Origin of the sequence: Nocardia sp. alder85J, assembly GCF_020176955.2 — a bacterium.
Taxonomy (GTDB): domain Bacteria; phylum Actinomycetota; class Actinomycetes; order Mycobacteriales; family Mycobacteriaceae; genus Nocardia.
On the sequence record NZ_JAIUCZ020000022.1, the window covers coordinates 25,757 to 50,818 of the forward strand.

The 25,062-nt window shown below is 68.4% G+C and carries 24 protein-coding genes; 11 read left to right on the forward strand and 13 right to left on the reverse strand.

The window, feature by feature from the left end; all coding sequences use genetic code 11:
• Window positions 1–350 precede the first annotated feature (350 nt).
• Window positions 351–1,525, forward strand: a protein-coding gene (locus tag LBW94_RS43630; protein WP_416277069.1) for an IS3 family transposase whose coding sequence is annotated in 2 segments (ribosomal slippage) — window positions 351–606 and window positions 606–1,525 — 1,176 coding nt in all. Because the reading frame shifts where the segments join, the coding sequence is not laid out codon by codon here.
• Between the two features lie 320 nt (window positions 1,526–1,845).
• Here the strand turns inward: LBW94_RS43630 and LBW94_RS43635 are convergent.
• Window positions 1,846–2,745 carry a nucleotidyl transferase AbiEii/AbiGii toxin family protein gene (locus LBW94_RS43635; RefSeq protein ID WP_225061527.1) on the reverse strand — a complete coding sequence of 300 codons (900 nt, stop codon included), beginning with the start codon at window positions 2,743–2,745 and terminating at the stop codon, window positions 1,846–1,848.
• Window positions 2,746–2,755: 10 nt separating this feature from the next.
• Complete coding sequence (locus LBW94_RS43640; RefSeq protein WP_225061528.1) at window positions 2,756–4,141, reverse strand: type IV toxin-antitoxin system AbiEi family antitoxin domain-containing protein; 1,386 nt, start codon at window positions 4,139–4,141, stop codon at window positions 2,756–2,758.
• A gap of 270 nt (window positions 4,142–4,411) precedes the next feature.
• On the opposite strand from LBW94_RS43640, the gene LBW94_RS43645 reads away from it, so the two are divergent.
• On the forward strand, window positions 4,412–4,621 hold the full coding sequence (locus LBW94_RS43645; RefSeq protein ID WP_225061529.1) for a hypothetical protein: 210 nt from the start codon (window positions 4,412–4,414) through the stop codon (window positions 4,619–4,621).
• A gap of 242 nt (window positions 4,622–4,863) precedes the next feature.
• Here the strand turns inward: LBW94_RS43645 and LBW94_RS43650 are convergent, their stop codons facing one another.
• Window positions 4,864–5,118 carry a hypothetical protein gene (locus tag LBW94_RS43650; RefSeq protein ID WP_225061530.1) on the reverse strand — a complete coding sequence of 85 codons (255 nt, stop codon included), beginning with the start codon at window positions 5,116–5,118 and terminating at the stop codon, window positions 4,864–4,866.
• Window positions 5,119–5,284: 166 nt separating this feature from the next.
• Between LBW94_RS43650 and LBW94_RS43655 the strand changes: the two genes are divergently transcribed.
• Complete coding sequence (locus LBW94_RS43655; RefSeq protein WP_225061531.1) at window positions 5,285–6,226, forward strand: tyrosine-type recombinase/integrase; 942 nt, start codon at window positions 5,285–5,287, stop codon at window positions 6,224–6,226.
• Window positions 6,227–6,257: 31 nt separating this feature from the next.
• Here the strand turns inward: LBW94_RS43655 and LBW94_RS43660 are convergent, their stop codons facing one another.
• From LBW94_RS43660 to LBW94_RS43670, 3 genes are all read right to left on the reverse strand, one after another.
• Window positions 6,258–7,148 carry an alpha/beta fold hydrolase gene (locus LBW94_RS43660; RefSeq protein ID WP_225061532.1) on the reverse strand — a complete coding sequence of 297 codons (891 nt, stop codon included), beginning with the start codon at window positions 7,146–7,148 and terminating at the stop codon, window positions 6,258–6,260.
• A gap of 47 nt (window positions 7,149–7,195) precedes the next feature.
• Window positions 7,196–7,855 (reverse strand): TetR/AcrR family transcriptional regulator, encoded by a 660-nt coding sequence (locus LBW94_RS43665; RefSeq protein WP_225061533.1) that lies wholly within the window; start codon window positions 7,853–7,855, stop codon window positions 7,196–7,198.
• Window positions 7,856–7,986: 131 nt separating this feature from the next.
• A complete protein-coding gene (locus LBW94_RS43670) occupies window positions 7,987–9,300 on the reverse strand; it encodes a transposase (RefSeq protein ID WP_225061534.1) in 1,314 nt (437 codons plus the stop codon).
• Between the two features lie 44 nt (window positions 9,301–9,344).
• Between LBW94_RS43670 and LBW94_RS43675 the strand changes: the two genes are divergently transcribed.
• On the forward strand, window positions 9,345–9,479 hold the full coding sequence (locus LBW94_RS43675; protein ID WP_255635089.1) for a hypothetical protein: 135 nt from the start codon (window positions 9,345–9,347) through the stop codon (window positions 9,477–9,479).
• A gap of 10 nt (window positions 9,480–9,489) precedes the next feature.
• On the opposite strand, the gene LBW94_RS43680 is transcribed toward LBW94_RS43675, so the two are convergent.
• The 3 genes from LBW94_RS43680 to LBW94_RS43690 form a co-directional block, all read right to left on the reverse strand.
• Complete coding sequence (locus tag LBW94_RS43680) at window positions 9,490–9,897, reverse strand: hypothetical protein (protein WP_225061535.1); 408 nt, start codon at window positions 9,895–9,897, stop codon at window positions 9,490–9,492.
• Between the two features lie 37 nt (window positions 9,898–9,934).
• Window positions 9,935–11,107 carry a GNAT family N-acetyltransferase gene (gene eis / locus LBW94_RS43685; RefSeq protein WP_225061536.1) on the reverse strand — a complete coding sequence of 391 codons (1,173 nt, stop codon included), beginning with the start codon at window positions 11,105–11,107 and terminating at the stop codon, window positions 9,935–9,937.
• Between the two features lie 684 nt (window positions 11,108–11,791).
• Window positions 11,792–13,015: a helix-turn-helix domain-containing protein gene (locus tag LBW94_RS43690; RefSeq protein WP_225061537.1), complete on the reverse strand. Its 1,224-nt coding sequence runs from the start codon at window positions 13,013–13,015 to the stop codon at window positions 11,792–11,794.
• Window positions 13,016–13,300: 285 nt separating this feature from the next.
• Here LBW94_RS43690 and LBW94_RS43695 point away from each other — a divergent pair, with 285 nt between their 5' ends.
• The 6 genes from LBW94_RS43695 to LBW94_RS43720 all read left to right on the forward strand — a co-directional run bounded on the left by LBW94_RS43695 (window position 13,301) and on the right by LBW94_RS43720 (window position 15,006).
• Window positions 13,301–13,528 carry a hypothetical protein gene (locus LBW94_RS43695; protein WP_225061538.1) on the forward strand — a complete coding sequence of 76 codons (228 nt, stop codon included), beginning with the start codon at window positions 13,301–13,303 and terminating at the stop codon, window positions 13,526–13,528.
• 324 nt (window positions 13,529–13,852) lie between these two features.
• Window positions 13,853–13,993: a hypothetical protein gene (locus LBW94_RS43700; protein ID WP_225061539.1), complete on the forward strand. Its 141-nt coding sequence runs from the start codon at window positions 13,853–13,855 to the stop codon at window positions 13,991–13,993.
• A complete protein-coding gene (locus LBW94_RS43705; RefSeq protein ID WP_225061540.1) occupies window positions 13,990–14,175 on the forward strand; it encodes a hypothetical protein in 186 nt (61 codons plus the stop codon). The genes LBW94_RS43700 and LBW94_RS43705 overlap by 4 nt, the downstream gene beginning before the upstream one ends.
• Window positions 14,175–14,429 (forward strand): hypothetical protein, encoded by a 255-nt coding sequence (locus LBW94_RS43710; RefSeq protein WP_225061541.1) that lies wholly within the window; start codon window positions 14,175–14,177, stop codon window positions 14,427–14,429. Before LBW94_RS43705 ends, LBW94_RS43710 begins: the two co-directional genes overlap by 1 nt.
• Window positions 14,426–14,629 carry a hypothetical protein gene (locus LBW94_RS43715; RefSeq protein WP_225061542.1) on the forward strand — a complete coding sequence of 68 codons (204 nt, stop codon included), beginning with the start codon at window positions 14,426–14,428 and terminating at the stop codon, window positions 14,627–14,629. Before LBW94_RS43710 ends, LBW94_RS43715 begins: the two co-directional genes overlap by 4 nt.
• A gap of 104 nt (window positions 14,630–14,733) precedes the next feature.
• A complete protein-coding gene (locus tag LBW94_RS43720) occupies window positions 14,734–15,006 on the forward strand; it encodes a hypothetical protein (RefSeq protein ID WP_225061543.1) in 273 nt (90 codons plus the stop codon).
• Between the two features lie 63 nt (window positions 15,007–15,069).
• Here LBW94_RS43720 and LBW94_RS43725 read toward each other — a convergent pair whose 3' ends face one another.
• Complete coding sequence (locus LBW94_RS43725; RefSeq protein WP_225061544.1) at window positions 15,070–15,357, reverse strand: hypothetical protein; 288 nt, start codon at window positions 15,355–15,357, stop codon at window positions 15,070–15,072.
• A gap of 358 nt (window positions 15,358–15,715) precedes the next feature.
• Between LBW94_RS43725 and mobF the strand changes: the two genes are divergently transcribed.
• On the forward strand, window positions 15,716–20,368 hold the full coding sequence (gene mobF, locus LBW94_RS43730) for a MobF family relaxase (protein ID WP_266273598.1): 4,653 nt from the start codon (window positions 15,716–15,718) through the stop codon (window positions 20,366–20,368).
• 115 nt (window positions 20,369–20,483) lie between these two features.
• Here the strand turns inward: mobF and LBW94_RS43735 are convergent, their stop codons facing one another.
• The 3 genes from LBW94_RS43735 to LBW94_RS43745 form a co-directional block, all read right to left on the reverse strand.
• Entirely contained in the window at window positions 20,484–22,349 is a 1,866-nt protein-coding gene (locus LBW94_RS43735) for a relaxase/mobilization nuclease domain-containing protein (RefSeq protein ID WP_225061545.1), read from the reverse strand.
• A 7-nt stretch (window positions 22,350–22,356) separates the two neighbouring features.
• Window positions 22,357–22,854, reverse strand: coding sequence for a MobC family plasmid mobilization relaxosome protein (locus tag LBW94_RS43740; RefSeq protein ID WP_225061546.1), 498 nt, complete (start codon window positions 22,852–22,854; stop codon window positions 22,357–22,359).
• 347 nt (window positions 22,855–23,201) lie between these two features.
• Window positions 23,202–25,058: a hypothetical protein gene (locus LBW94_RS43745; protein WP_225061547.1), complete on the reverse strand. Its 1,857-nt coding sequence runs from the start codon at window positions 25,056–25,058 to the stop codon at window positions 23,202–23,204.
• Between the last annotated feature and the right edge of the window lie 4 nt (window positions 25,059–25,062).

Consider the following 25,062-nt stretch of genomic DNA (forward strand, 5'->3'; position numbering starts at 1 on the left):
GCGGGGCTTCGGCGTGCGCGGAGCGAGCCGCAGCTGTCCGGCGAGCTCCCACGCTCCGCCTACAGACACTCCGGCGCGGCCTACCACTGACACCCCGTGCGGTATTCCCAGCTCAGGCACTGAGATTTTCGTGCGGCATCGCAGCCGGCGCGGCTTGACAGTTAGCGGAATCGGAGGTCTTGCATTCGGACCGTTAACTTCCTGGATTGTCGCCGGAACGGCGACACCGTGATCCCGCCGTGACCGTGGTGGGGTCACCGTAGCATCGGCCGAAAATACAACGTTGAGGTGCCCCAAGGTTCTCGGACAGTGCCCCAAAGTAGGATTGGGGTAGCTGAACGGAGTTGTCTGTGGCACAGAAGAAGTCGCGGAATTTCAGTCCCGAGTTCCGGGATACCGCGGCCCGGGAGGTTGTCGAGAAGTCCCGGGCGGTCGAGGATGTGGCCCGTGATTGTGGTGTCACCGGTCAGACGATCCGGAATTGGGTGAGGGAGTTCCGGCAGGCCCACCCGCCGGCCGATACGGAGTCGACTGTGACCGAGCGGGCCCGGTTGAAGGAATTGGAGCGGCGGGTCCGGGAACTGGAGGAGGAGAACCGCTTCTTGGGAAAATCGGTGGCCTTCTTCGCGAAGAAGCACCGGTGACTGTGAAATACGCGTTCATCGCCTCCGAAGAAGGCAGTCATCCCGTCGTGTCCATGTGCCGGTGGGTGAAGGTGTCCCGGTCCGGGTATTACTCGTGGCGCAACCGTGAGTCCTCGGCCACCGCGCAGCGGCGCGAGATCCTCGCTGCTGAGATCCGGTTCTGTTTCGAGCATTCCGACGGCACCTACGGGTATCGGCGCATCCACGCCCAGCTGGCCCGCCGGGGCACCGTCGTGGACCCGGAGACGGTCCGCACGATCATGCGTGAGCTGGGGCTCGTGGCGTGCCAGCCGCGGCCGTGGCGTCCGGTCACCACCGTCGCCGGCGATGCCGGTGACCTGCCCGATCTGGTCCGCCGCGACTTCACCGCCGACGCGCCCGCGACCAAGCTGGTCGGCGACATCACCTACATCCGGACCTGGGAGGGATGGCTGTATCTGGCGACCGTGCTGGATTGCTTCTCGAAAAAAGTGATCGGGTACGCGATGGCCGATCATATGCGTACCGAACTGGTGGCCGACGCGCTCCGCATGGCGGCATGTAATCTGCCGTTCCGGCCGGGTGAGACAATCTTTCACAGCGACCGCGGCGCGCAATATCTTTCGGCCGAATTCTCGGGCGTGGCTGCGGAACTGGGCGTGCAACGCTCCGTCGGCCGCACCGGAATATGCTACGACAACGCCTGGGCGGAATCGTTCAACGGCACCCTGAAGAACGAGCGGGTCAACCGCACCGAGTACCCCACCCGCGAACATGCGCGAAGGGACATCACCAGCTATATCGAATTGCGGTACAACCAGATTCGACTCCACTCAGGAATTGACTACCGCACACCGAACGAAGTAGAGTCCGAGTGGTTCGACCGGAGCAAGGCAGCATAAGAAATCCAAAACCTCGCTGTCCGAAATCTTTCCGGCCCCTCACGTAAATGCTGTTCAGGGCAGTTTTCAGCTATGGGATGGCTGCCACCGCGACCTCGCCGGCGGTACCCGCCCAGCATTCGCGGCGGTATCTCAAATCCGCCCAAATTCGGCGAGTTCTACGAGAACCCCATCTACCGGCGACTGGCCGCCGCCCACCCCGACGCCTACCTCCCGACGCCTACCTCCCGAGGCCGACCGGCAGCACCGACCACCTGAGACAGCACAGCCAGCTGTATGGGGCCTGAATGTTGCTCCAGATGGTGCCGAGGAGTCCGGGCTCAGCACCACCAGGTGCGGGGTTCAGGTTTCCAGGTACCTGCGGTGACGCTCTGGTTGAGGAGTGGGTTCATACAGGCGCCGAGAAGCTCCAGTCCGCTGGCCAGAGCATGCAGGTCCGACGGCAGGCTCGTTGTCTTGGCCAGGGCTGGGTACTGCTCTTCCCATCGGGGCCCGGGTGAGCGGACCTCGATCGGCAGTTCGTCGAGCAGTTCCCGGTCCTCGACTTGTTTGTGCAGGGCTGCGAGGGTTTTGGCGGCGTCGAAGGGGTGGCTGTCGATGATGAGGAGCAGGTCCACCAGGTCGCGGTATCGGGTACTGGCGATCCCGCTGCGGTCCTCGTACATTGCCGCGAACTTGTCGGCGATCTGGTCGGCCAGGGGGTAGCAGGCAAATCTGGGGGTGGACACGACCGCGGGATGGTCGAACGCGTGCTGCGGCGAGAGGTAGTCGATATCGCCGACGAGGGTCCGTCCGACGGTGAGATCGATGGAGAAATGCTGGAATTTCGTTGTGCCGTGATATGGGGTGGCCTGCACTTTGAGCACCTGGAACCCGGACTGGTCTTCACGGCCTTTGCGTTCCAGCTGGAAGGTCAGCGGGTCGAGGTCCGGTCGTGGCCGTAAAACAAGCTCACCGAGCTCCTTGAGGGCAGCGTCGAAGTTCGCCGTCGTGTGCAGGAGGTCGACGTCTTCACTGGCACGAGCGCCAGGCAGCCGGACCAGGAGGCTGATTCCTCCCTTGAGGATCCACCCTGACTGTTCGTCGAAGACGCGGGCGAGGAAGCGCTGCATGAAGAACTCGCGCAGCAGCACGGTCTGCGTCCGGCGTCCGGTTGCAGCCTGCCTGGCAAGGTCGTTCAAGACGCGCTGGAACCCCTTGCTGTTGTATTCCCTTGCCACCCAGCCCTCATCACTCGTGTTCGCCGGCCGAGCGTCCATCCTCCTCTCCGGGCGACGCTGGACCAGGAGACTCGCCGGGGTCGTCAGTGGATTCGTTTGAGGGTGAAGCCATCTCGGCCGGGGTCATTGCCTGGAACACCTTCGCCGCGGCGGCAACTGTGTCGGGGGTTGACATTTCGAACGCGGCCCACAGCGCGGCGGTGGGGAATGCATCCGGCTGCTGCTCGTATATCTGCGCCATCATCTTCGTGATGTCCGGCAGGAGGTCGGCGAGCTGCTGCTGATTGACCTGCGCCACCATCTTTGTGATGTCCGGCAGGAGGTCGGCGAGCTGCTGCTGGTAGATCCGCGTGAGCATCTTCGTGATGTCCGGCAGGAGGTCGGCGAGCTGCTGCTGATTGACCTGCGCCACCATCTTCGTCAGATCGGGTGGCTCGAAACCCTCCAAGGCTCTTGCCATGTGCAGTTCGGGCTGCGCAAAAGCATATCGGCCGTCGAACACGGTGGCGAGGTCACCGTAGTGGCGAGGAAACTGCTCCTCCAGCGACTTGGCCACGGCTGTGGAGAGCGACGGCATCGCGTTGGCCACCAGACGCTCGGTGGCCTGTGAAAACAGGTTGTCCAGATAGGGGCGGTTGAGGAAAGCGTTGTGGGCGTTTGCGTCTACTTGACCTGCGATGATCTTCGGGGCCGCCACCTCGGCGAGCGCTCGCGCGATCGGGGCCTCGACAACGACAGAGGCCGATTCGGGGATGCCTGCTTCCTCGATCAGGTGATCGACGAATTCACCACCGGCGCCGGGCTTCATTCCGTACCGGTGCGCGAAGCGGCTCAGCCGGGCTGCAAACTCATCGAGGGAAGCGTCGCCGGTCAGGACCGCGTCCCGGACCACCGAGGCGAGGTGGCCGCCGTCCAGTCTGGCCGCGGCCAGGTCCACCGATGTCCGTAGGGGGCGCGTGACGGGAAGCCCGTCCACCAGCCGCCAGTCGTCGCGGTCCAGGGAGGCTATGTGAAAGGTGACGTCGTGGCTGCGGGTGCCGCGCCGACGCGGCACAGTGAACTCGTGGATGTCTGCGTCGAGGTCGCCCAGCTCCAGCAGCCGCGCGGCGGACCGGTGCGACACGATGCCCGCTGGGATCGGGTCCTGTACTCGTTCGCCGGCGGTTCTCTTCGGTTCCAGGGCCAGCCACTCGGCACGAATGAGTTCTTGAGGTTCCGCGGGTGCTCCGGCCAGCCTGTAGACCCCGTGACGGAGCCTCACGACCAGCCATTTGTCGGCCATCCGCTTGAGCTGCTGCGGAGTCACACCCACCGCTGTTGCCTGTGCGGTCGTGAACAGACCCCACTGCGCCTCGGCCACATCGGCCAAGTCGAGAAGCCATTCACTGCCACGCATACGTCAAAAGTAGCGCATTTTGCGTCAATACTGGCGTCTCAGCGACAATATTGACGCAGTTTGTAATTAATGACGCTCCGCCTTCACGGCGCGGTCCTATGAGTAGGTCATGCAGTTCAACGCCCGCCGAGGGCATCGCAGGCACTCTCCGGCGAGGCGCGCCGACGCACATCCTCGGCCATCCACGCAGCTGACCGGCCAGTGCGCCAGTCCGGTGCGTACCGCCCGTGCGCAGGGCGTATGCCGGTGCACGGCTTCATAATCCAGGTCATGGCTTTCACCGTGTACACCAGCGAGGACCAGAACCAGCAGGGCCTGGAGTTCGAAGACGCCGACCACTTCACCATCTTCTCTTCCGGAGTGCTGAAGGTGGAGAGCAAAACCTACGGGACCCGTATCTACTCGCCCGGATTCTGGCAGCTGATCCAGTACCGGCAGCACAACGACATGAACCGCCGCATCCACACAGGCAACGAGTAGCCGCCCCGGTCCGACCGGGACGTGCCGGGCCGGTGACGGGCACCGTGCGCGGCCGCCGACCTGCACAATGTCCGGTTTTGAACAGAAAATGAGCGCGATCGGCCGCGGCCGCAGTGTGCTGGTAATAGTCCAGCAGTCGCTGCTTGGCAGCGGTCGTCTCGTTGCCGGGTCCGGTGGCGGCGAGGGCGCGGGCGTACTCGCGCAGCAGGCTGTGCAGCTGGTAGCGGCCGCGTGCGGGCTCCTCAAGCAGATGATCGGCGTACAGCGATTCCAGGTGCCCACCGTGCGGTCGCGACATCGACGCTGGCCAACGCTGCCGCAGCGTGTACGTCCAGGTCGCTGCCCGGATGCAGGCCCAGCCGGCGGAACAGCACCTGCAGCTCGGGCGTCAGATCTCGGGAGGACAGGTCGAACGCGGCACGCACGACCCGGGCACCAGCGTCGAGTTCACCGATCCGATCGGCAGTCACAGCGAATTCGGCGGCCAGCTCGGACACCGTCCAACTCGGGGGTCGAGGAACATAACCGCCGAATCCGGCGCTAAGGATTTATCGCAGATAAGGACTCTTTATCTGCGATAGTCTGGGTGGTGACTTGGCGTGATGGGTCTCCCGGGCGGGGTCGACTCCGGAATTAATCTGCGATAGCGAGGGAGGCGGTGCGATGGGAACGGTTTCGAGCCTGCCGACGCGAGCGGCCGGCGTTCGTCTGGCGGACGCGGCGAAGATATTTCTCGACACCATCCCGTCGGCGAACACCCGCCGCGGCTACGGCATCGTGCTGAACCGGTTGGTCAAGGACTTCGGCGCGGACACCGACGTGATGTTGCTGGGCCTGGAGCCGGACCGGGTCAGCGGGTGGTTCACCTTCGTGTGGGACAACAAGGCGGCCACGACCTTCAACGTCCGACTGGCGGCGCTGCGCACCGCGTGCGCGTACTGGCGCAACCAGGATGGGTGGCTGGCCGGCGATCCGCTGGTGCGGTTACGGGCCAAGCCCGCGCCGGCGGACACCAGCAAGGCGTTGAGCCGAGACCGGGTCGTCGAGATCCTGGGATCGGATGCGGCGCTGCGGGATCGGGTGCTCTGGCACATGCTCTACGAGTCCTCCGCTCGCGCCGAGGAAGTTCTGATGCTCGACGTGCCCGAGCTGGACACCGCGAACCGGTGCGCGGTGGTGACCCGCAAGGGCGGAGCGCGTGATCTCATCGCGTGGCAGACCGGCACCGCACGGCTGCTGCCGAGGTTGCTGACCGGGCGCAAGTCCGGGCCGGTGTTCCTGACCGACCGCAAAGCCCGCCCATCGGTGGCCAAGAACGACATCGACCCGTCGACTGGACGGGCACGGATTTCGTACCGCCGCGCGGCCGAGCTGTTCGAGGCCCACACCGACCACTACGACGACGGCCCCTACACCCTGCACCAACTGCGGCACTCCCGGCTGACCCACGCCGCCGAGAAGGGCGCGTCCACGCCGGTGCTGATGAAACTGTCCGGGCACACGTCAGTGCGCAGCCTGGCGAAGTACGCGCGGGTGTCCGACGAAGGGCTGCTGCACTTCCAGGCCGACATCGATCCCGCCGCTCGCCGACGCGGCGGGCGATGAGCCGAACCGCCTGTGGGCGGAGAGGAACGACTCACGAAGGTGTGCGTTGCACCAATTCCTGGATGAAGGCGGCGACTTCGTCAGGCTTCTCCTCAGCCATGAAGTGTCCGGCATCGATCGGCTGGTAAGAGGCGGAGGGGGCCCACTGCCGCCACAGGGCCTGCGCGTCGAATCCAAGCTGTGAGCCCCAGCCCTGGGAGATCACCCCCACGGGCATGCCCAACTGGGCACCTGCCTTTCGGTCGGCCCGGTCCATCTCGAGGTCGATGCCGGCCGTGGCCCGGTAGTCGGCGACGATGGACGGAACAGCGCGCGAGCAACTGTCGATGTAGTGCTGCCGCACTCGCGGTGGGAATGTGGTTCCGGCGGGATCCCATGCGTCGAGGAACGAGCTGAAGAAGTCCTCGGCGACTGCTTCGATCATCCTCTCGGGCAAGCCCTTTGGTTGCGCCATCAGGTATAGGTGCCACGCGACCGCCGCGTCGACGCCATGCAACACGTCCCAGGTGTCCATGGTCGGCAAGACATCCAGGATTCCCAAGTGGGTGATCTTCTCCGGGTGGTCGAGCGCGGCCCGGACTCCCACGAGGGCTCCCCTGTCATGACCGATCAAGCTGAACTGTTCTGCTCCTATATCGCGCACGATGTTGACGATGTCGCGCGCCATGGTCCGCTTCGAGTAGGTGTCGGGGCTCGTATCGTCGGGTTTATCGCTAGCGCCGTAGCCACGCAGGTCGGGCACGATAACCAAATACCGCTGCGCGAGTTTGCGGGCGACGTGGCGCCACATGAGGTGAGTTTGCGGGAAGCCGTGCAGCAGGACGATGGGATCACCCTCACCACCGATGGCGACATTCAGATGGGCGCGGCCGTCCCCGGGCACCCGTCGGTAGTCGAAGCCGTCGATCGTCGTGCTCGTCATGGGCGCACCTTTCATAGGTGGAGTTGGGTTGGGTTGACACGCTGCGGTCAGGAGAAAATGGCCCGCAGCGCCGGCACCGGGGTCGTGACGCTGGCCCGCAGTGCGGGAATGAGGATGGTGTCGACCAGGTGAGTCAGGTACTCGGGTCCGGCGGGAAGCCCGTTGAGCCTGCGCAGGAGCAGTACCGATCCGGTGATTTCCTCGTAGGGGAACGGCTGCGCGCCCGCAGGAAGCTCGCCCCTGCCGATGGCGGCCGATAACACCGACTCAGGCAGCTTCGCCCCGGTCGGCCCGGTCGACTCCTCGATGTAGCGGCACAAATCGGGGTCCTCCAAGCCTGCTTGCAGCAGCATCAAGCTCATCGCCGGGTCAGCCGAGCGCATCGTGGTATCGAGCCGGTCGCAGAGGGCAATCAAGTCTCCTCGCAGGGAGCCCGTGTCGACGGCGACAGCTGAGTTGCCCGACGCTGGGCCGACCTTCACCGCAGCGACAACCATGTCGCGTTTCGTCTCCCAGCGCCGGTACAACGTCGCCTTCGATGCCCGGGCACGGCGCGCGACCGCCTCGAACGTCAACCCGTCATAACCCACCTCGCCCAGCAGCTCCAACGCGCACGCGAGGATCTCGGCCTCGCGTGCGCGGTCACGAGGCCGTCCGGTACGCGCCTCGGCGACCTGATCTCCGGAACCAGCATTACGAAACGACACGTTCTGTACCGTAACATGTCAGGAACTCTTCCCCTATGGGCCTGCCCACTCAGACGTGGGCTGCGATGAGCACATTCCGTGAGATCGTGAGCGCAAGCTCGCCGAGTTCGGGCCGGACCCGCTGGACCGAGTCAGTCATCGCGGGCGTCGGGGTCCCGCAACGGCCGATGAGCCCCGCCGAGGTCGGGCAGGTTGAAAGCGTAGTGGCCGTCGATCCCGATGTGGCTGCGGATGAACGCAGACAGTCTCGCCTCGTCGGTGTCGAGCACCGGATAGCCCTGGGCGCGTAGCTGTTCCACGGCCCGGTTGCTGTAGACGGTGTTCCACAACACGACGCAGTTGAGCACCAGGCCGAGCGAGGACAGCTGGTCCTCCATGCCCTCGTAGTAGGTGCGCACCATCTCGCCTTTCTTGCCGTGGTAGATCCGACGGGCGAGGTCGTGGCGTCCTTCCACGAGGTTGGCCTGGGATTTTCCCTCGCGTCGGTAGGGTTCGTCGTCGGCCAGGCGCAGGATGTGCAGGGTCTTGAAGATCCGCCCGTAGTGGGCGATGGCCTGGCCCAGTGGGGTCGGGTTGCCGTCGCGGGAGATCATGCGGGTGACATCGTGGGCGGAGACCTCGCACGAATGGATCGACACCGCGACCCGGCACATGTCCTCCCAGTGGGCGGCGATCCTGGCTGTGTCGATGTGGCCCCGCGCGGCCTGATTGAGCGGCCCGTAGTCGGCGTTGTCGTCGAAGCGCCACAGCCGCTGGTCGGGCAGGTTCGCCAACTGCGGCCGGTACTGGCGACCGGTCAAATGCAGCAGGCCGAACACGATGTCGGAGTACGAGCCGGTGTCGGTGATGATGGCCTCGGGCACTTTTCCGCCCCGCTGCAATTGCACCACGTCGACGACGTTCAACGAGTCGCGCGGCGTTCCGGCCACGACCTTGGCAGCCAGACCGGCGGCTTGGTCGTTGAGCATGTTCAACCAGGTGATGCCGCGTTTGCGGCCGAAAAACCTCGGGCTCGGGCGGGCGTGGATACTGCGGACCGGGACCACGAACCGGATTCCATCGATGGAGGCCAACAGACCACCACCCCACACCTGTGCCAATGGGATCTCGGCCTGGGCATCGACGAGCGCGGCGTTGGCCGCGGCCAACGTGTCCAGTCGCACGTAGTTCTGGTCGACGTGGTGCAGCCGATCACGGGTCAGACCCGGCACGCCGGGGCTGGTCACCGGTTTGAAGCCGACGTTCATCGCGTTCGCGCACAGGACCCCGGCGACCGACAGCCCGAGATCGGCCACCCTGGCGTGGTTTCCGGAGGCGTGGGTGAACGCCTCGGTGAAACCGGGAACCCAGGACATGACCTCCAACACCAGCTCGGGCAGGTCGATCTCCGGCAGCATCGCCTCGACTCGTCGCCGCAGATCGACCAGTGACGCCGGGTCGGGCACCGCCTTGAGCGCGGCCAGATGCAGCTTGCCGTCCTCATCGACCGATGCGGCACGAGCGCGCGAAAGCCGCCGTGGCGGAAGTGGATTCGAACCTGAACGCGCACGTGGTGGCGTTCATGCGGTGGCTGGTACACGAGACCGACGAACTGCCGACCCGGCCGGCGGCACCAACCTCATGAGACGGCACACCTAGCTGGGCTGGTCCAGCGGTTCGGAGCAGATCGCGCATCCGCGCGGTCGGGGGCCGTAGTCGATCGGGGACACGGTGGGGAACTGCTTGGTCCACTCGTTCAGCAGGTCCAGATCCAGTGCCAGCTGCTGGGCGGCGAGCACGGTGGTCACCGGGTCGAGGTCAGCGGTGACCCACAGCCGGTAGTGCGGGTGCTCTGTGTCTTTCATCATGGAATGCGAGTGCTCAACCTCGGTGACCACGACCGTGAGGCTGCGGCTGACGCCGTCGAATATCAATCGTTCCCCCACCCGGGGGACGACGGGGGCGTGCACCTCGAACTGCAGGTGTGTGTCGTCGCCGTCGTAGTCGTCCGGTGGAGGAACGTTCACCCACAGCCGATACGCCAGCCAATTCGACGGGAACATACTGCCAGACAATACCTTTGGCCGGACGCCGCGGCGGTCAGAACAGGTCGGGCAGCCACGGCTGGTGCCCAGTGGTGGCCGCGACCAGCCGGGCCAGGTCAGTGGGGACCGCGGCGGTGACGCCGTCGAAGCGGGCCGCGGCCGGGGATGGGTAGCCGCCGGCGTACCAGGTGGCCAGCTGCCCGGCGGTGAACGTGACGGTGGGCTCGCTGATACCAGGCCCGATCTCGATCTCGGCGGTGCCGTCGGTGATGTGCAGCCGGTAGCGGCGGGCCGTCGCGTCGGGGTCGTGGACCTCGATCACCGTGGTGAGGTCGGTGTCGGCGGGCCACCCGCGCAGGCGCAGTGCGGCGGGGACGTCGAGGATGCGCAGCATCCACGGGTGCCATGCCTCGGTGGTGACCCGGTATCGGTGCAGGCCGTGCAGCAGCACCGGGTACGGCGGGAGCGCGCCGCGGCGGAATTGCACTGTCTCGCAGCGGCTGTGGTGACCACCGAGCATTCCGGCGGCGGCCGTCGGGCTGGTGGCCCAGAAGTCGTGGACGATCAGGTTCATGCCGCGGGGTTCGCGCCGTGCTGTGGCCAGGGTCAGCACGCCCTCGACCCGGCCGCCGGGTACCCGGAACTGGTAGGTGGTGAGGGCGCTTTTGGTGGTTTTCCAGTCCCACCACCAGTCCGGGCGCAGCACGGGGCCGTTCCAGTCGGCGGCCAGGTCGCGTTGCAGTGCCCGGCCCGACACGGTGAGGCCGGTGTCGACGTCGTGGTCGCCGCGGTCGAACGCGGTGCGCAGGTCGGCGGTGGCGATGGCGTGGGCGTGGACGGGGACCGGGGCCTGCCATCCCAGCGAGCGGGCGTAGCGGTTGGAGGAGGTCCAGATCGTGGCGACCGCGGCGCCGCCGATCGCGCGCAGTGCGCGCAGCCGTTCGGTCATCAGCTGGCCGGCGAGCAGCCGGCCGCGTTCCTCCGGTGCGACGCACCCGTCGCCGAGGCAGGCCGCTGACACGGGCCGGCCGCCGAAGTACTGGTGCACCGGCAGTCCGAGGCCGCCGCCGACGACCCGCCCGGCACGGATCGCCAGCTGCACCGAGGCCCGCTCGCGCAGGGCGGTGATGTCGCCGACCGGGTGCCCGAAGGCCCGCGCCGCCAGCTGCGTGAACTGCTGCCACAGTTGCTCATCGTCGGGTTCGGTGAAGGTGTATTCGCTGGACACGAGCGTTTCCCCCGGGGGTGTCAGTAGCCGGTCGCGGTGCGTACGGCCGTGGCGTCGATGGGTACGAAGAAGCTGCGTTCGTAGGTGAGCACCACCTGGTGGTGCTGGTTGGTGCCGGTGGTGGCGCAGGTGACGATCCCCAGGTGCGGGCGGGTCGCGGAGCGGCGGGCGGCGAGGATCTCGGTGGTGGCATAGAGGGGAGACCGAGCCCGTCACCGGCGATGTCGACGGCGATGTCGAGCACTACTCGAACGCACACCTGGCGTCGCTGCACGCCGACTACGGTTACGGCGGTAGCGGCGAATCAGAGCTGGTCGACAACGAATTCTGGGCCAGATTCCCCCGGTTGCGAGGCTGGTGGGAAGCCAAGGAACAGCTCCTGGCCACCAGCTTGGTCGCCGATATCCGTCAGATACCGCCGCTGCCTGCGGGCTATAACGTCCTCGAACAGAGCTATCGGCAGGAAGTGGACCGTATCGCGAATGACCGGATATGGCCGGTGCCGGTCGGATAGGCTCGGTGTCCTACCCTGCGCGGTAATGAGATCAGGAGTCGCGCCCTGATCCGATGGCCCCGGCTTCGGTCGGGGCCATCGCTGTGCCGAGACAAGAACGCCGCCCCCTCTGGTGATGGGGACGGCGATCCTGGACGAGCAACGCGCGAAATGCGCGTGCTGCCTCAAGGTTACGCCGCGACCCCGACACGGCGGGCGAGATCCGCGACGTCCTCCCGCATCCCGCTCGGCGGCCGCGCCTGCAACTCGCGGATCATCGACTTCGCGAACCCGTTGTAGCGGATCGTCTCAGACGCGGTCCGCTCCGACTTGTCCAGCAACGCGAGTACCGCCGTGGACTGCTTCCGCTCGGCGTGCGCGCGTGCCACCTCGATCATGTGGCGGGCCCGCCGCGGCACCGACACGATCTCGTCCGCGTCGAACTTGTTCGCTGCCGCCAACGCTTCTCCTGGCCGCTGCAACTCCACGCCGAGCGTGACCGCGTGCGCCTGCATCACCGGCCGGGAAAAGCTGGTCTGTACGTGCCGGTAGGCCGGGCCGAGCCGATCGGCGTACCGATCCGCTCGCTCCCACGCGGCCCACGCCTCACCGTGCCGGCCGGTGCGGGCGTGCACGTACGCGATCTCCGCTTCCAGCGCACCGACGATCCCACGCCAGTCGTCCGCGGTGGAGTCTCGCTCGATATAGGGAACGATGCGGTCGGCGGCGTCGCGGGCGAGGCTGATTGCCTCATCCCATCTGCCCGCATCGCGCAGGGCCTGCACCATCGCCCACGCGGAGCAGGCGATCACGTACGGGTCGTCGGACTCGATACCCTCCGACATCCCACGATCCGCGACCAGCCACACCAGTTCCGGTGACGGCTGGTACGCCAAGTAGAAATCCGCCAACTGGTATGTGCCTGCGAGGATCTTGCGTGCGGTCCGGCGGTCGTCCCCGCGGGCACGTGCAGCGGCCTGCGCGTCCCGCAGCAGGTCCGGTAGCAGGATGCCGAGCTGGGTCCGGTGGTCAGGTGACCGGTGTCGAACATCCCACGCGGTCCGGAGCCGTTCGGCGAGGTGCCCCACGCTGGTCTGATGATCGGGCGGGGTGAGCCGGAATTCGGTCAGGGCTTCCTGGACCAGGCCGAGTGCGGCGTGGCGCTCTCCGGCGAACATGGAGACCGATACCGCGTACCCGTCGCCGGTGAGGTCGGCCAGGTCCCGGAGCCCGAGTGCCTGGGCGATCTGTACCAGGACCGGCAGTTTCGGTTCCTTCAGCCTGCCGTTCTCGACCGCCTTGACCCATTCCTTGCTCTTGCCGATCAGTCCGCCTAGGACCGGTTGCGACATGCCGATGCGTTCTCGATGTTTCTTGATGCGCTGCCCTATCGGCAGGCTGCTGTCAGCTTGCACGGTGGTGCCTTTCGCTGGTGTTGCTCGTCACTGACCAGCGTAATCGTGTGCCGCCGAACGTGAAGCACAGTTGCGATACGGAATGCGCGACATGAGCGGGTACGGAATGTACCTGACAGGGGTACGAAATGTACCCGGCGCGTAGGGGTACGGACTGTACCCCTCGCGGTATCGCAGCGGCCATAACGTGTGATCAACGTCGCCGCCGGGTCGACCGTACACCACTCGGGCCGGGGCCGAGGTCCCCGGCGGCGGCGTATTCCAACGGACAACGGAGTGTGCCCGATGACGCCGATGACGCTGCACGAACTGCAAGCGCTGGCCGCGCTGGCCGGCGCCGACTTGACCCCGGCCGAGATCAGCACCGAGACCGGTCTTTCCGTGCGCACCGTCCGGCGGGCGCTCTGGAATCTGGCCTACGCCTCCATGATCAGCATCCAGAGCACCGGCCGCTACACGATGACACGGTCAGGGCGGACCGTATATACAGCCAAACGGCGATTGCTGGTGTGACATGTGCGGCTGGCACGGCTGGAACCTCGCCGGACTGCTGGCCGCTGTCGGCATCCCCTTGATCACCGGGACTGTAGCCATGCTCTGGCGACGGCCCGACCGACCGAAAAGCACTGCGACACAACGGAAGGAGGTGAGTGCGTGGCGATCGAGCCCGGCCCCAACGGCCAGTCGAACGACAACTGGAACGAGCAGCCGACCGGAGACGGCGGTGACGCGCGTGACGGCTACGGCCGCAGTACGGACTGAGCACCATGCACGGCAGCTCCACAACGCCCGGCCGCTCACATTGACCGGCCGGGCGTCCCCATATCCAGGAGATCCATGTTGATCGTGATCGTGGTCGCGGCAGTGCTGTGGGGTGTCGTGGTCCTGGCCATCGGGGCCCGGACCACGGCCCAGCGGACCGGCCGGACCGTGGCCGAGATCAAGGAACGCATCGAAGATGAGGACCGCGCCGCGTGACATCCAGCTACCACACACTGCCCTCTGTCGTTATCGATCTGTGGCGTACCCGTCACCACGACTGCCGGACCGACCCAGGCCATATGGCCGACGACCGGGAGGCCGAGTTTGTGCGCACCGAGCACTCCGGCCACGGCGCGGCCTGCCGCCAGCTTGCCGCCGCACAGAAGCTGCGCCGCTGATGACCGCCGGACCGATCCAGATCTCCGATGCACGAGACGGCTGGTCCTTCGCCCCGTACGGCCCGACCGGTCCGCAACTCGTGCGTGACTACGACGACGGCCTGACCGGCTATATCCGGGCCACCACACCGGTCACCGTGGCATGGACGATTATCAACGCCGATCGGATACTGCGGCAGGCATCGGCCGTTGACGTCGCCACAGCGCGCGCGGCTGCTGATACCTGGGTCGCGCGCCGCGGCGAGGCCCAGTGAACCCCGAACCGCCGGGCAACCGGCTGATCCTCGCCGAGATCGCCGCGGCGCATGACGTCATCACCGATCTGGTCTGCGATATCGGCTCCCTGCGAACCCAGATCGCAGAGACGCGGATGGTGCTCGGCGCTTTGACGGTCCTAACGGTGCTCGGCGCGTTCGCTACGGTCGTGGCTGCGGTCACCCGGCCCAGACACTGACATTTCCGGCCCGATCGGCGCTGCACCCCTGATCTCTACGGTGCCGCGCGATGGCCAGGATCTTTTCGCGACGGACTCCACCACCGGCCCCTGATGAGGCGCCGGTGGTGTCTGGTGCGCTCACCGCCGCCAGTGCCCGCATCCCTACGGAGCGGTGGGGCAAGGTCACCAAACCCCAGGGTGAGGGCGGGAAATGGGCCGCCGAAGCCTGGACCATGGTCGACATCCTCGCCGGCCCGGTCACCTCCACCCGCTGCGTCGGCCACCTGATCAGACTCGTCGGCGACCTGGCCCCCTACCGCCACCGGCCCGCGATCCGGGTACTCACCGACCGCGTGCACACCCTCCAGCACGCCACCGGCACCCGCACCACCTGAAACCGCCGGCCCTGTCCCGCGCACGACTGGAGTGGCCCACCATCCCGAGAAGTTGGCGTGTGCTCAGCTCTCGACTTCCCAACGTGCCACGAAGGCGGCGATCTCCTGCAGCAGCTCGCGTCGTGGTGTTCCGGTGCGTTCTTCGAAAAATGCCAGCGCAATCGCTGTCAGGTTCTGGTAGCCCATGACCAGATTCGCCAGGTCATGCTCAGTCTGATCCTCGGAGATCAGCCCAAGGAGCCGTTCGATATTGAACGACAGGCCTGTGCCGTTCTCGCCATCGGTCATGTGCGCGGACAGAGCCTCGATCGCCATCTGGGTTGCCTCGAGCTGTTGCCGCCGAATCGTCATATGCTCAGCGTAGGAACCTGATCCGACGAGCGTCGCGCCCGCATGCTGGGTCAGCGATGGCGCTTCGCAGCAGCCCGATTCCCACACCGCCAGCGCCCGCCAGCATTCAGCATCGGGATATCTGTGCCGCCCCACCCACTGTTCGACATATTTCCGCCAACACCCTGAGAAACCGCCCAACTCTCCTGAGAATAGGCAGTGCACGCTCACCTTCAACTATGACACCAATTCCACTCTCATTCGCTAACTCTCACACCTCATGCTCTCAGGTCACGAAAAAGTAACGAGAGATGTTGTCGCACACCCGATAAGAGACCGCCAGGAATGGTGTATCCGAGGGCGTAGCGTCGATGGTGTGATGTCGTTGGCGAAACTCGGTGCAGGCGATGGCTACGCCTATTACACGAGGTCGATCGCCACGAACGACACGAACCGCGACACCGATCAGAAGCTCGCCGAGTACTACAGCGAGCGCGGCGAATCCCCGGGCATCTGGCTGGGATCCGGGCTCGGGTCCCTGGGTCTGGCCGCCGGTCAGCGGGTCACCGAACCGCAGATGCGGGCGTTGTTCGGTCGCGGGATGCATCCGAACGCCGAGGCGATCATCGCCGCGCACACCACCGACGGTCTCGCGCAGGGCTGGTCGCGGCGGGTCGCCCGGGACTACGGGGTGCGGATGGCGAAGCTGGGCACCGCATTCGGGAAATACACGACCGACGAGTACGGCTACCGGTACGAGGTCGCCCGCGCGTTCGCCGCGTGGAACCGCGACCACGACCACCTCGAAGCCGCACCGATCCCCGACGCGGATCGGGAACGGATCCGGACCGAGGTCGCGGTCCGCATGTTCACCGAGCAGTACGACCGGGCCCCACTGGACGATCGGGAGCTGTCGGGATGGGTGGCCCGCGCGTCCAGGCCGGCGACGAACGCGGTGGCAGGTTATGACCTCACGTTCTCCCCGCCCAAAAGTGTGTCGGTGCTGTGGGGTCTGGCCCCGCGGGAGCTCGCCGACCGGATCGAGGCCGCGCACCACGCCGCGGCCGCCGACGCGCTGGCGTATCTGGAAGCACACGCGGTCTACACCCGGGTCGGGCGCGGCTCGGTCCGCCAGGTCGACGTCGAAGGATTGATCGCCACCGCCTACGACCACCGTGATTCCCGCGCCGGCGACCCCGACCTGCACACCCACCTGGTCATCTCCAACAAGGTCCGCCGCGTCCACGACGGGAAGTGGGGCGCCCTCGACGGCCGGATGATCTACCGGTACAACGTCCCCGCCTCCGAGCTGTACAACACCCGTCTCGAACACCACCTCGAGGCCGCCCTCGACGGGCGGATCGCGTTCGTCGAACGGGCCGGGCGCGACCTGCAGAAGCGGCCGATCCGCGAAATCACCGGTGTCCCCGACGAACTCATGACGGCCTGGTCGACGCGCGCCGAAGCGATCACCGTGAAGCTGGGCGAACTGTCGGCGCAGTTCCAGGCCCGCCACGGCCGCGAACCGACACCGAAAGAACTGCTGCGCCTCGGCGAGGAAGCCACGCTGTCGACGCGCGGCGGCAAGCACGCGGCCCGCTCGCGGGCCGAGCAGCGCGCCGACTGGCGCCACGAAGCCGAGCAGCTGCTCGGCGGGCCCGCCGCGGTCGACGACATGGTGAACACCGTGCTGCGGCACCGGGTCCCGGACCGGGAACCGGTGACCGACGCGTGGATCGCCGCGACCGCGGCCGGGGTGATCGAGGTGGTGTCGGCGTCGCGGGCCACCTGGAAAGAGCATCACGTGCACGCCGAGGCGGCCCGGCAGTTGCGTGGCCGGGTCCACGGCCACGACTGGGACACCGTGATGGCCGCCGTCACCGGTACCGCGCTCGCCGCGCCGCTGTCGATCCCGCGTGGCGATCACGACGTCACCGCGCCGGTGGCAGCGCTGGCGCGCGCCGACGGGACCAGCGTCTACACCACCGCCGGATCCACCCTCTACACCTCACCGGAGATCGTCGCCGCCGAACGCCGGCTGCTCACCGCCGCGACGGCCACCGGCGGACGGACCCTGTCCCGGCCCCAGATCGCCACGGCGACATGGGAATACGCCGCCACGCATATCGGCCGTGGGCTCAACGAGGGCCAGGCGGCGCTGGTCGAGTCGTTCGCGACCTCCGGCCGCCGGTTGCAGGTCGCGATCGCCCCGGCCGGCACCGGCAAAACCACCGCCATGCGAGTACTCACCGACGCCTGGACCGCCTCGGGCGGGACCGTGCTCGGGCTCGCGCCGACCGCCGCCGCGGCCGCGACCCTGGCCACCGACACCGGCGTCGGCGCCTACACCGTCGACATGCTGACCACGCTCGCCGACCGGCTCGACACCGGCCACCTCGATCCCGCCGACGCTCCCGCCTGGATCACCAGTGTCGGGCCCGCCACACTGGTGATCCTCGACGAAGCCGCGAAAACCCCGACCCTGCGCCTGGATTCGGCCGTGACCTGGCTGCTGGCCCGAGGCGCCGGCATTCGCGCGGTCGGCGACGACCGGCAGTTGTCGGCCGTCGCGGCCGGTGGCGTGATCCGCGACATCGTCCACGCCACCGGCGCCGACACCCTCACCCGGGTGATGCGGTTCGCCGACCCCGCCGAATCCGCCGCGTCCCTGGCGTTGCGGGACGGGGATCCGGCCGCGATCGCCCACTACATCGACCACGGGCGCGTCCAGGTCGGCACCCTCGGTGCGGTCACCGAGCAGGCGTTCCGGGCCTGGCAGGCCGACACCGACGCAGGCCTGGACACCCTGCTGCTGGCGCCGACCCGCGACCTGGTCACCGACCTCAACCAGCGCGCCCGCACCGCCCGGCTGACCCGCGGCGAGACCACCGCCGGGCCGGGGGTGCGGTTGGCCGACGGGCTGACCGCGTCGACAGGGGACGTGATCACCACCCGCCGCAACCACTACCGGCTGTGGATCTCGGCCACCGACCACGTCCGCAACGGGTACCGGTGGCGCGTCACCGACGTGCACGACGACGGCCGGGTCACCGCCGCCCACCTCGGCACCGGCCGCACCGTCACCCTCCCCGCCGACTACGTCACCACCGACACCACCCTCGGCTACGCGGCCACGATCGACTCCAGCCAGGGCATGACCGTCGACACCGTCCACGGCGTCCTCACCGGCCGCGAGCACCGCGCCCAGCTGTACGTGATGCTCACCCGCGGCCGCACCGGCAACTACGCCTACCTCGCCACCGCCGGACCCGGCGACGAAGCCGACGCCTACACCTACACCGCGCTGCACCCACCGACCGCCGTCGACATCCTCACCACCGTCATCGCCCGCGACGGCACCCAAACCTCGGCGACCACCGCCGCCCGCGACGCCACCGACCCGGCCCTGATCCTCGCCGGGGAAGTCGACGCCTACCTCGACGCCCTCGGCGTGATCGCCGAACACCAGCTCGGACCCGACCGGACGGCCACGATCGAGGCGGCCGCCGAACAGCTCGTACCCGGTCTCACCGACGCGGCCGCGTGGCCGGTCCTGCGCCAGCACCTGGTCCTGCACGCCCTCGCCGGTGGCGACCCGGCCGCCACCCTCGCCCACGCCGTCGCCGGCCGCGAACTCGGCACCGCCGCCGACCCGGCCGCCGTCCTGGACTGGCGGATCGCCTGGCGGCACGAACACGACGACCCGTACACCGCCGCCCACAACGGCACCCTCGGGCCGCTGACCTGGCTACCGGAGATACCGCGGGTCCTGCACGGCACCGACGAGTACGAGGCCATGCTGCGCCCGGCCCGGGAACACATCCGCGACCTGCACCGGCAGCTCACCGCCGCCGCGCTCACGTGGACGCCGGCCACCGCACCCCGCTGGGCGCAACCATTCACCGATACCCCGGATCTGGTCGCAGACCTCGCGGTCTGGCGCGCGGCGCACCGGGTGGACGACGACGACCGGCGCGCGACCGGCCCCGTGCAGTACCCGCGCGCCGAACACACCGTGCAAACCGACCTCGACCACCGCGTCCGCCACGCTCTCGACGATCACGCGACCGTCGCCCGCTGGGCACCACTGGCCGCCGACCTCGACCCACGCCTGACCACCGACCCCTATTGGCCGGTCCTCACCGCCCTGCTCGACACCGCCGCCCAGCGCGGGATAGACGTCACCACCGCCGCCCGCACCGCGGCCGCGGCCCGGCCGCTACCGGACCAGCAGCCCGCCGCCGCCCTGCGCTGGCGACTCACCACGACCCTCGACGCCCCCGGCACCAGCAGCGACCCCGGCCCGGACCACCACGGCGGGGGCACCGACCCGTGGCGGCCGCTACCGGGACCGGTACTGCAACAGCGGATCCAGGAACTACGCACCCTGACCCACACGGCCCGCAACGACGCCACGACCCTCGCCATCCCGTGGCGACTCCGGTCACGCGTCGACGAAGTCCGCGAACGCCACGCCCGCCTCGACGAACAAGCCCCCGCGATCCGCACCGCCCTGCACGCCGCGCACGCCGCCGACACCCTGGCCGCCGACCTCGACGCCGCCCGCCAGCGCTACACCGACCTGTCCACTCAAACCCCGCGCCGACGACGCGACCGGGAAACCCGCGACGCAGCCCTCACCCAAGTGAGTGGCGAGATCCTGGCGTTGATGCGGCGTCAGGAGAAGGTGGCCGGTCACGCCGCCCGGACCGCCGTCGCGACCGGCGCCCCCACGGACCAGTGGCAGGCGATCCTCGACCAAGCTGCCGACACCGGCACCCGCGCCACCGAACTCGACACCGCCCGCGAACTCGACCAGAACGACGCCCAACGACGCGCCGCGCGAGCCGCGCGCGTCCGGGAGCTGAACGAGACCCTCGCTGCGGCCCTCGCCGAGCAGGAACGCCGAGGCGGACCCGCCGAACAACCACCCCCAGCGGCGACACCGACCGCGCAACCGCGGGACTGGTCCCAGCACCACCAGCCGTGGCTACACCACGAACCCAGCCGCGACCACGGCATCGGCCTGTAATTCGTGGTGCAGTGCGTCGAGCCACTGACCAAACGTCACTCACGGTGAACACGTACGGTTTTCGCGAGCAAGTTATGGGCTTAGACGGTCTAAGTGAGGGCCGATCGAAACCTGGTCAGCGTTCGAACCCGCGCCGCCGGCCGTGCCGCGAACCAGGATCGGTCCCCGGTGGCCGCCCGGCAGTCCGGCCGGTCCCCGGCGCGGGGGGCGTCGCACCAGGTGGCGGGGTCAACGGCCCGGCGGCCGCCGACGCGGCCCGCGACGACCACGGCCGGGCGGCCACGATGTGGCCCTTGTCGTCGTACTGCTCAGCACGGGCATCACCGGCCGCGACCGCCCGCTGCCTGTTCCAGGCGTCGGCCGCATCCCGGATCTGGGCCTCGACCTGGTCCCGGTCCAGCCGATCGACCACAATGCTCGACCGGGCCGCCGCCGCCCACGCCGGCGACCCGGGCTCCCGTGTGTACGGCCGGGCCGGATCGATGCCGTCGGCGCGCATGTGGATCTCGGTCAACGCCCGCCGCGCCGTCGATGCCATCGCCGCCGCTGCGACTGCCCGCGACTGCGCGTCCAGGGAATCCCGGACCGCCAGCAACAACGACGTCAGCGCGTAGATCAACGCGATATTCACCGCCGTCCCCGGCGCCCTGGTCGCCTCCGGCGACCACAGCATCCGCGCCACCGCCGCACCCCGAGTCGGCCGTGACCCGCGCGACCGCGGCCGCCGCTGGTGCGCGGGCAGCTGCCCGGCCCGCGCCAACTGCCGCGACAACCGATCCAACGGTCCCGGTCCACGTTCGGTGCGCACGGACGCGGCCGCGAACAAGCCCGCCGCCGAGCTGGCCGCCCGCGCCCACCCGTCCCGGTCGCCGACCGGGATCCGCCGCATCTCCTCGGTCCACCACCGCAACTCCCGGATCGCGCCCCGCGCCGACATCGCCCCGGCCTCGATCGGCCGCTCGTTCGCACCCCGGGTGGTGCGCCGCCACTCCTCCAACGCGTCGTCGCGGGCAGCCGCGGACTGCGACCACGGCGCCCAGTCCCGCAGCGCCGGCAACGACAGATCCTTGTCCAGGCGCAGCCCCGAGTACCGGATCGCCTTCTCCCACTCCCCGGTCACCGTGTTGCGTTGCCGCGGCAACTCCACCGAGTAGCCGACCACCTCCTCCATCCCGCCGGGCGCCCACCGCGGGATCACCTTCACGCCCTCGGCATGCAGCAACCGCAGCCATTCCGCCTCACTGTCGGCAGCGGCCGCCGCGCCACGTACCCGCCGCCGCAGCGCCTCCCGATCGGTCTCCGGAGCACCGACACGTTCAGCACGGGCCCGCTCGGCCGGCTTGGTCGCCTGCTCGGTGTCCCCGTACTCGCGGGTGTGCAGCACCTGCAACCCGTACTTCCGCTCCAGCACCCGCGCCGCCGCCTGCGACCGCGGCCGATCCCGGAACACGTTCGCCAGCGACCCGTCCGACCGGACGATCGGCATCGCGATGTGGATGTGGTCGTTGCCGTTCGTCGACCGGCCGTGGTGCACCGCCGCCCACCGCACGTCCGGAGCACCGTCGCCACGGTCGATGAACCCCATCTCCCGCATGAAATCCCGCGCGATCTGCGACCACCGCGCGTACCCGAGCTCCCCCTCCTCCGCCCGCAACGCCAGCGAACAGTGCCAGGTGTTCGCATCCGAGGTGGCGGCCTCGAACGCGGCCGCCTTACTCATACCCTCGGCCATCAGCGCCTTCGCCTTCTTGTACGACGTCACCGCCACCGGCTCCCCCCGCAACAACGTCTGCCGCGGCGAGTCCAGCAACCGGCCCAGCTCCCACGCCCGCCGCTGGTCGATCGCACCCCCGAACACCGACATCGTCACAATGTCCCCAGCGACCACCGTCGGATCGGTGTGCTCGTTCGCCCGACCCGGACCGGCCAGATACCAGAGCAGCTTCTTGATATCGGAGCCCTTGGTCGTATTCGGCATCATCGGCGGCTCACCCGTCGATCACATCGCCCCACGAACCCGGGCCATCATCGAGATCCGGCGGCAGCTCCACCGCCAGGCCGCCCCCGAGCGACACCGCGGTCACCGCCGACGGCTTGCCCATCACCCACCGCGCCGTCTCGTCCAGGGTCAGGCACGTCTGGACCACCGCGCGCAGCGCGGCCACGATCTCCTCCGGCAGGCCCTGCTCCTGATGCGCGTACCGCGCCAACTGATTCAGGTTGTTGCCGATCCGGCGCACCTGCTCATCCAGCTCCAGCACCGCCAGCACCGCCGCCGCGCGGCCAGGCTCGGCGCGCTGCTCCCCCAATGTGGTCTCGACCAGCAACCGGGGCACCGTCACACCCGCCGATTCCGCGCGCGCCTTGAGCGTCGCTGCTTCGGCGTCGGACAGCTTCACCACGCACCGCGTGGACCGGCCGCCGGCCACGTTCGGCTGCCGCTCCCGCCGCGCACGCGCCCGCCGATCCGCCGCCTCACCCGCCACCGCGACCCTCCTCCGCCCAGCGCAGCGACCATCCGGCCTGCCCTGATGGGGTGCACGATAGTGCACCCAAATACTAGCTCGCTCCGATCAGTTGTCGCCTACACAGCCTACCGTGGCGGAGCGCGCCTCCGGCGCCGACCACACACCCGAGGGGCGGCGCGGCCGGGGACCACCCCGTCGGCGGCCGGACGATCTCGGGGCTGCCGCGCCACCTGGCGGCGGCTTGCCGCGGATCCGTTGAAGCGTGGCCGGCCAGGAGCCGGGTAGTGTCCGGACATGCGTCAGCCCTGGCGGGTAAGAGCCGCCAGGGCTGACGTTTCGTATCGGGCCGGTGCGCCCGCAGGGGGTTATCCGCGCAGGTTGATGACCGCGGCCATGCTTCCGGTGCGCTCCCGCTCGACTTCCTCGGCGAGCTCCAGCCAGCGGGCGGTGGTTTCGCGGTGCGGGCCGATCTTGTCGCGGTAGATCCGGTCCGCACCCAGGCCGTGGCGCCGGTGCGCGGTCAGCACCCGGGCGATGTCCTCGACGCTGAACTTCGTCCGCCGCAACCGCTGGTGCACCTCCGCAGCCAGACCCCACAACTCCGCATCGTCCACCGGCCGCTGCTCGGTAACCGGCTCACCTGCACGGTGCACGGTCTCCGCCTGCACGGTCACCTGCTCGGTGTGCACGCCCGGGTGCACGGTGTCCGGCTCACCTGCACGGTGCACGGTCACCGGCTGCACGGTGTCCTCCACGGTGCACGGAAACTGCACGGTCTCCTCCAGCGGGGCGGCGTCCGGGTGCACGGTGTCGAGGTGGCCGGCCTTCTCACCGTGCACCGCACCAGCGTGGTGCTGCACGGTCGAATCGGCGGCGGTGCGCACCTGCTCGGTCACGTCGACACCGGCCGTCTCACCGTGCACGGTCAGCACGTAGGCGTGGCCCTGGTCCTGCTGGCCGATGGCCTGCACGATGCTCTCGCCCGCGTCGGGCGCAGCGATGTCCTCCACGGTGTGCTGCGCAGTGTGCACGGTCCGGACACTGCGCACATCTTCGTCCACCTCGGGTGCACGGTGCACGGTCACCGGGTGCACGGTGTCCTCCACGGTGCACGGAAACTGCACGGTCTCCTCCAACGGGGCGGCGTCCAGATGCACGGTGTCCGGGTGCATGGTTTCCGGCTCCGGCGATCGGTCACCGTGCACGGCTCCGGTGTCGGGTGCACGGTGCACGGTGTGCACCGGCGCGGGGTGGTTGCTGTCCATGGTGTGCACGGTCCCGGTGTGCGGAGACTGCACGGTATCCAGCTCGGGTGCACGGTGCACGATCACCGGGTGCACGGTGTCGCTGTCCTGGGCGACGAGATCGCGGGTGTGTGCCTCGGCGACGTCGGCGAGCGCTGCCAGGCGCACCTGCAGATCCTCGGCGGCCGGGACCGCGGCGGTGGCGACCTCGATCGCGCGGCCGTAGCGGCCGGCGACGACCCGGTGCGTCGCGAGCGCGGCGCCGATGGTGATGGGGGCGATGGCGTGCACGCCGACGTTGAACAGGTCCTTAGCGTGCGCGTACGGGTAGATGTTCAGCGTGACGGTCACCGTCAGCAGCAGGCCCTCGATGCCGTAGGCGGTGGCCTTGCTCTCGATGACCCCGAACTCGGCGGTATCAGAGGTGGATAGCATCAACGCGATCAGCATGCCGCTGATGAGGGTCTCCAGCCCGTAGGACAACCACCACAACAGGTTCGACGGACTGCCGTTGGGGATGATGTTGCGCTGTACGGTGACCGCCGAGAACAGCATCGCGAACACCACCACCGTGGTCAGGATGCCCAGCACCAGCGGCTTGCGGCGGTGCAACCTCGCTACCTTCGCGTGCGGGCTGGCGGCGTGGCGCTGTTCGGCGATGGCTTGGCTGGCACGCAGCAGGTCCGCAGCCTCTCGCTCGGCCAGCACCGAGGATGTGCGGCGGACCCGTTCGGCGGCCGACGCGGCGGCTTCCATCCGGGCCAGCCGCTCCCGGCGCCCGAAATCACGGACCTGCTCCGCCAGCTGCCGGTCCGCGGTCAGCTCGCGTTCGGAGTACGCCTGGACCAGGGCTGGATCGTGCTGGTGCGCGACCCGCTGCTGTGCGATACGCACCCGGTCGGGCAGCGCAGCGGCCAGCAGATCGTCGCCATCGGCGGCGGGCGGGTGCGTACTGCGGCGGGACAGTTTGGCGATCATCAAC

Bases quoted from the DNA above. Each gene is read 5' to 3' on its own strand.
- LBW94_RS43640 (WP_225061528.1), bottom strand. From the start codon at position 4,141: ATGCGTGGCAGTGAATGGCTTCTCGACTTGGCCGATGTGGCCGAGGCG.
- LBW94_RS43645 (WP_225061529.1), top strand. From the start codon at position 4,412: ATGGCTTTCACCGTGTACACCAGCGAGGACCAGAACCAGCAGGGCCTG.
- LBW94_RS43655 (WP_225061531.1), top strand. From the start codon at position 5,285: ATGGGAACGGTTTCGAGCCTGCCGACGCGAGCGGCCGGCGTTCGTCTG.
- LBW94_RS43660 (WP_225061532.1), bottom strand. From the start codon at position 7,148: ATGACGAGCACGACGATCGACGGCTTCGACTACCGACGGGTGCCCGGG.
- LBW94_RS43675 (WP_255635089.1), top strand. From the start codon at position 9,345: ATGCGGCACGAGCGCGCGAAAGCCGCCGTGGCGGAAGTGGATTCGAAC.
- LBW94_RS43680 (WP_225061535.1), bottom strand. From the start codon at position 9,897: ATGTTCCCGTCGAATTGGCTGGCGTATCGGCTGTGGGTGAACGTTCCT.
- LBW94_RS43695 (WP_225061538.1), top strand. From the start codon at position 13,301: ATGACGCCGATGACGCTGCACGAACTGCAAGCGCTGGCCGCGCTGGCC.
- LBW94_RS43700 (WP_225061539.1), top strand. From the start codon at position 13,853: ATGTTGATCGTGATCGTGGTCGCGGCAGTGCTGTGGGGTGTCGTGGTC.
- LBW94_RS43710 (WP_225061541.1), top strand. From the start codon at position 14,175: ATGACCGCCGGACCGATCCAGATCTCCGATGCACGAGACGGCTGGTCC.
- LBW94_RS43725 (WP_225061544.1), bottom strand. From the start codon at position 15,357: ATGACGATTCGGCGGCAACAGCTCGAGGCAACCCAGATGGCGATCGAG.
- mobF (WP_266273598.1), top strand. From the start codon at position 15,716: ATGTCGTTGGCGAAACTCGGTGCAGGCGATGGCTACGCCTATTACACG.
- LBW94_RS43735 (WP_225061545.1), bottom strand. From the start codon at position 22,349: ATGATGCCGAATACGACCAAGGGCTCCGATATCAAGAAGCTGCTCTGG.
- LBW94_RS43745 (WP_225061547.1), bottom strand. From the start codon at position 25,058: ATGATCGCCAAACTGTCCCGCCGCAGTACGCACCCGCCCGCCGCCGAT.